This window comes from Methylobacterium sp. (genome assembly GCF_019750675.1).
Taxonomy (GTDB): domain Bacteria; phylum Pseudomonadota; class Alphaproteobacteria; order Rhizobiales; family Beijerinckiaceae; genus Methylobacterium.
In genome coordinates this window covers 1-4,683 of record NZ_JAIEOF010000144.1, presented here as the reverse complement: position 1 = coordinate 4,683, position 4,683 = coordinate 1, and the positions used below count along the sequence as shown (strand labels likewise).

General features: G+C 70.7%; 5 protein-coding genes and 1 riboswitch. Of the genes, 3 read left to right on the top strand and 2 right to left on the bottom strand.

The features are described from left to right. The first annotated feature begins 86 nt into the window (after positions 1–86). On the top strand, positions 87–1,313 hold the full coding sequence (locus tag K2X24_RS07635) for a serine hydrolase (protein ID WP_292496380.1): 1,227 nt from the start codon (positions 87–89) through the stop codon (positions 1,311–1,313). Positions 1,314–1,418: 105 nt separating this feature from the next. Here the strand turns inward: K2X24_RS07635 and K2X24_RS07630 are convergent, their stop codons facing one another. Next, a complete protein-coding gene (locus tag K2X24_RS07630; RefSeq protein WP_292496378.1) occupies positions 1,419–2,072 on the bottom strand; it encodes a DUF2147 domain-containing protein in 654 nt (217 codons plus the stop codon). 254 nt (positions 2,073–2,326) lie between these two features. Next, positions 2,327–2,536 carry a hypothetical protein gene (locus K2X24_RS07625; RefSeq protein ID WP_238281913.1) on the bottom strand — a complete coding sequence of 70 codons (210 nt, stop codon included), beginning with the start codon at positions 2,534–2,536 and terminating at the stop codon, positions 2,327–2,329. A gap of 229 nt (positions 2,537–2,765) precedes the next feature. On the opposite strand from K2X24_RS07625, the gene K2X24_RS07620 reads away from it, so the two are divergent. Then, positions 2,766–3,374, top strand: a complete 609-nt coding sequence (locus K2X24_RS07620) for a phosphatase PAP2 family protein (RefSeq protein WP_292496374.1) — start codon at positions 2,766–2,768, stop codon at positions 3,372–3,374. A gap of 39 nt (positions 3,375–3,413) precedes the next feature. Next, a complete protein-coding gene (locus tag K2X24_RS07615) occupies positions 3,414–4,289 on the top strand; it encodes an SDR family oxidoreductase (RefSeq protein WP_292496371.1) in 876 nt (291 codons plus the stop codon). Positions 4,290–4,324: 35 nt separating this feature from the next. Then, positions 4,325–4,541: riboswitch (cobalamin riboswitch) on the top strand. Positions 4,542–4,683 lie beyond the last annotated feature (142 nt).

The window sequence follows — 4,683 nt, the reverse complement described above, 5'->3', positions numbered from 1 at the left end:
CGGGCCAGGGTTTCCTCGGGCCAGGGTTTGCTTGGCCCCAGACCGGCGCTATGCGGGAGCCGACGGATCTGGACGGAGCAGGTGTGATGCAGGGCGAGACCGCTAGCGAGCCGCGGGCCCTCGGGCTCTGCCCCGACCGCCTCGAGCGCATCGACGGCTGGATGCGGGCCAACGTCGCGGCGGGCAAGGTCGCGGGTCTCTCGGTGATGCTGGCGCGGGGCGGCAAGACCGCGTTCTTCCGCACCCACGGCCGCGCCGACATCGCCCGCGACAAGCCCTTCGCGCCCGACACCATCGCGCGCATCTACTCGATGACGAAGCCGCTGACTTCGGTGGCGGTGATGATGCTCTACGAGGAGGGCCGCTTCCAGCTCGACGATCCGATCACCCGCTTCCTGCCGGAATTTTCCGACCTGCGGGTGCTGACCGGCGGCAACCGCGCGAAGTTCGAGAGCGAGCCGGCCCGGCGCCCGATCACGATCCGGGACCTTCTCACCCACACTTCGGGCCTCACCTACGGCTTCATGGAGGCGACCCTCGTGGACGCCCTCTACCGCCAGAACGGCGTCGATTTCGGGGAAGCCCAGGATGCGGGCCTCGCCGAGGTGGTGGGCCGCCTCGCCCGGCAGCCCCTGCTGGCCCAGCCCGGCGCCGAGTGGAACTATTCGGTGGCCACCGACGTGCTGGGACACCTCGTGGCCGTGGTCTCGGGCCAGGATTTTGCGGATTTTCTGCGCGAACGCGTGATCGCGCCCTTGGGCATGGTCGACACCGACTTCTTCGTGCCCGCCGGCAAGCTGCCGCGGCTGGCCGCCAATTACAGCCTGTTCCGGGACCGCACCCTGAAGCTCTACGACGACGCGGAGGACAGCCGCTTCGCGAACCCGCCGGCCTGTCCCTCGGGCGGCGGCGGCCTCGTCTCGACGGCTGCCGACTACATGCGCTTCTGCCGCTTCCTGCTGGGGCGGGGCGAACTCGAGGGCACCCGCCTTCTCGGGCGCAAGACCGTCGACCTCATGCTGACAAACCACCTCGACGGGGATCTGGCCGCCATGGGCCAGCCGCGCTTCTCCGAGACCGCCTATACGGGCATCGGCTTCGGGCTGGGTTTCTCGGTGATGCTCGATCCTGCCCGGGCCCAGATCGTCGGAACGCCGGGCGAAGTGGCCTGGGGCGGGCTCGCCAGCACCGCCTTCTGGGTCGACCCGGCCGAGGATCTCGCCGTGGTCCTGCTGACCCAGCTCATCCCCTCCTCGGCCCTGCCCCTGCGGCGCGAACTGCGCGTGCTGACCTACGCGGCCCTCGTCGATTGAGATCCGCCCGGCGCAGCGCGGCACCGGAAACGCCGAACGCCGCCGTCCCGGGCGGGACGGCGGCGTTCGGAGTCCCGTCGCGCGCTCGGCGGCGTTCGGCCGGTTCTACTCCTCGACCGGGGCGGCCGGGGCGGCGCCGGGCTTGGGAGCGGGCTTCGGTGCCGGCTTGGTGCCGCCCGTCGCGGCGGCACCGGCGGCCGGAGCCTTGGGGGCGGGCGCCCACTCGGCATCGGCGCGCGGGCCGCCGGGGCCGTTGGTCGGCCCGGTGAGCTGGCCCGGCACCACGTCGTTCACCCGGTTCCAGGTCTGCGAACCGCACAGGAAGCCGAGCAGGCAGCCGCGCACCGAGAGTTCGCTCGGCTGGTCGGACCACATCGTCACGTCGTAGAACTTGCCCTCGTCGGCGTTGTAGATCTTGCCGCCGTAATGACCGTCCGGCTGCGGCTTCAGGCCCATGATGAGCTGCAGGCCGAGGGAGGGGCGGGCCTGCTTCTTCGGGTCGGGGTTCTTGAAGTCGACCCGGGGCTGGCCCTTGTCGTTCAGGGGTACCTTCAGCCAGACGACGTAGCCGCACAGGTTGGTGTTCTGCGGGCCGCACTTCTCGGTGCGGATGCGGGCGCGGCCATCCTCGGTGAGCCAGGTGCCGCTCGCGTCGTTCGGCGCGGCGGCCAGCGCGAGGCCCGGCAGGAGGGCGGCGGCGAGGCCGGCGAGCGGCACCAGCCGGCGTGCGGCGGCCACGATGGTCGATCGATTCGTCATGCTTCCCATTCACCCTCTGCGCTCGCCCCGCGGCGATCCGCCCTCGCCCGCGGGGCAGCGAGCGCCCGTCATGCGATTGCCACGCCTTCCGACGCGAAGGTGACGGGATCATGGCCGCCCTCCGACCGAGGCACGAGATTTCCGGCACGCAAAAAGGGCCGGCGCCCGCGGCACCGGCCCTTTCCAGGCTGGAAACATTGCCAACCGTGAAAACCTGGCGGTCCCGGACGACGATCCGGGCGCCGGGTCCGGCCTTACTCGGCCGCCGACATCTCGGCGGTGAAGTGACCGCACCAATCCTTGGAGGCGACCACCGGCCACAGGCCCGGCGACTTCGGCTCGGGCTGGCTCACGGGCGGGTTGAACCGGCACAGGCCCTCGTCCCCGGCCGCCATGCCGCCGTTGAGCTTGTGGTCGTCGAAGAAACGGCAGCTCTCGCAGGCTGCGTTGGTGGTGCTGGCCATGATGATCTCCGGGGTTGGGACGCCGGGGCGTCCCTGCACTTCTTAATTAGAACAACTCCAATGAGCAGTCAATCGTGCGGCGGCCGATCGGTTCCCGGACGACCCGCGCCGGCCCCCGGCCGTCACCGGGCTGCGGGTGGATGCACGGGGTCTCGAACGATCCGCGCGGCGCGGCGTTTACGGCCGTGCTTTGCCCGAAAACGGACCCGGCCCGAGAATGGACCCTTCGATGATCAAGGATGCTGCCGGCCTCGCCCGGCGCCTGGAGGCGGGGGATGTCCGACTCGGCGTGTCCCTGGCGCGCGCCAAGGATACGGGCCGGGTGCGGGCATTGGCGGCGGCGAGCGAGGCCGGGGGCTGGCGCTGGCTGCTCGCCCTATCCGCGGGCACCCTGGCCTGGGGGGCTTTAAGCGGAAACCGCCGCTTGGCGGCGACCGGGCGGCATATGCTCGCGTCCGGAATCCTGGCCGCGGCCACGAAGACCACGGTCAAGCGCATCGTGCACCGGACGCGCCCCAACGTGCTGATGGACGAGGGCCTCTACGAGAAGGGCTGGTTCGGGCCCAATGTCGGGCCCTGGCAATCCTTTCCGTCCGGGCACTCGGCGATGAGCGTCGCGGTCGCGTGCGCGGCCAGTCGCGCCTATCCGGAGGTCCGGGGCGTTGCCGCGGCGGCGGCCTTCGGCGTCGTGGCGGCCCAGGTGCTGCGGGGCGCGCATTTCCCCTCCGACGTCACCGCCGGCGCCCTGGTCGGGTTCACGGCGGAGACGGTCGTGCATCGAATCGGCTCCGGGTGGAATGGTCGCGCGGTCGGAACGGAGGCGGATTCCTCCGGTTGACGCGGCATTCCCCGCACGAACCGCCATCGGAGACGCCGCGTGCCGCACGATCCCCTGTCCAAGTATCCCCGCCCGCCCTTCGAGGGTCAGCCGCAGAGCTTTCCCGGCAAGACCGACCAGATGTCGCCAGAGCCGGATCACGGCGAGACGCGTTACCAGGGCTCGGGCAAGCTCGCGGGCCAAGCCGCGCTGATCACCGGCGGCGACAGCGGCATCGGCCGTGCCGTGGCCATCGCGTATGCCCGCGAGGGCGCCGACGTCGCCATCGCCTACCTCCCCGAGGAGCAGCGGGACGCTGAGGCGGTGGCCGCGTGGGTCGAGAAGGCGGGCCGCCGCGCCCTGCTGCTGCCCGGCGACCTCAAGCAGTCCGGTCATGGCCGCGAGATCGTGGCGCGGACCGTCGAGGCCTTCGGCCGTCTCGACATCCTGGTCAACAACGGCGCCTTCCAGCAGCCCAACCAGGGGCTGGATTCCATCGACGACGCGGTCTTCGAGGATCATTTCCGCACCAACGTGTTCGGTCCGTTCTACGTGACCAAGGCGGCCCTCCCCCACCTGAAGCCGGGCGCCTCGGTAATCTTCACCTCTTCGGTGAACTCCAAGCACCCGATGCCCTCGCTGATGGCCTACAGCGCCACCAAGGGGGCACTCAGCAACATGGTGCTGAGCCTGTCGCAGCTGCTGGCCGAGAAGGGCATCCGGGTGAACGGCGTGCTGCCGGGCCCGATCTGGACGCCGTTCATCCCCGCCGGGATGAGCGAGGATTCGGTGAAGTCCTTCGGCAGCCAGGTGCCGTTCGGGCGCCCCGGGCAGCCGGCCGAACTCGCCTCCGCCTACGTGATGCTGGCCTCCGAGGAGAGCAGCTACACCTCCGGCGCCCTCATCACGGTGGCGGGCGCCATGCCGGTTCTCTGAGGACGCACGGCCGGTTGACGCCCACCCCCCGCACCGCCTAGCTTGCCCGGGACGGTTCCTCCCCGGAGGATCAAAAGGGAACGCGGTGCGGGGCTCAGGCCCCAACGCCGCGGCTGCCCCCGCAACTGTAAGCGGCGAGCCCATCATCAACACGTCACTGGGTGAAGGGTCCGTCAGGCCCGGGACCTGGGAAGACGATGAGAGGGCGGTGACCCGCGAGCCAGGAGACCTGCCGTCAGTCGTGGTCACACGCGGAACGCATCGGGCGGGGTGTCCTGGTGGGTGTCGGGGTGGATGCCGTGTGGCATCCGGACCGGCGTCTTCGCGGTGACGTGCCACTTCGCGCGCGTTTCGCGTCCGCCTAAGCCCGTCGATGTCCGTCTCCGCCCTCGCC

Coding starts and splice junctions, on each gene's coding strand:
- K2X24_RS07635 (WP_292496380.1), top strand. CDS start 87: ATGCAGGGCGAGACCGCTAGCGAGCCGCGGGCCCTCGGGCTCTGCCCC.
- K2X24_RS07630 (WP_292496378.1), bottom strand. CDS start 2,072: ATGACGAATCGATCGACCATCGTGGCCGCCGCACGCCGGCTGGTGCCG.
- K2X24_RS07625 (WP_238281913.1), bottom strand. CDS start 2,536: ATGGCCAGCACCACCAACGCAGCCTGCGAGAGCTGCCGTTTCTTCGAC.
- K2X24_RS07620 (WP_292496374.1), top strand. CDS start 2,766: ATGATCAAGGATGCTGCCGGCCTCGCCCGGCGCCTGGAGGCGGGGGAT.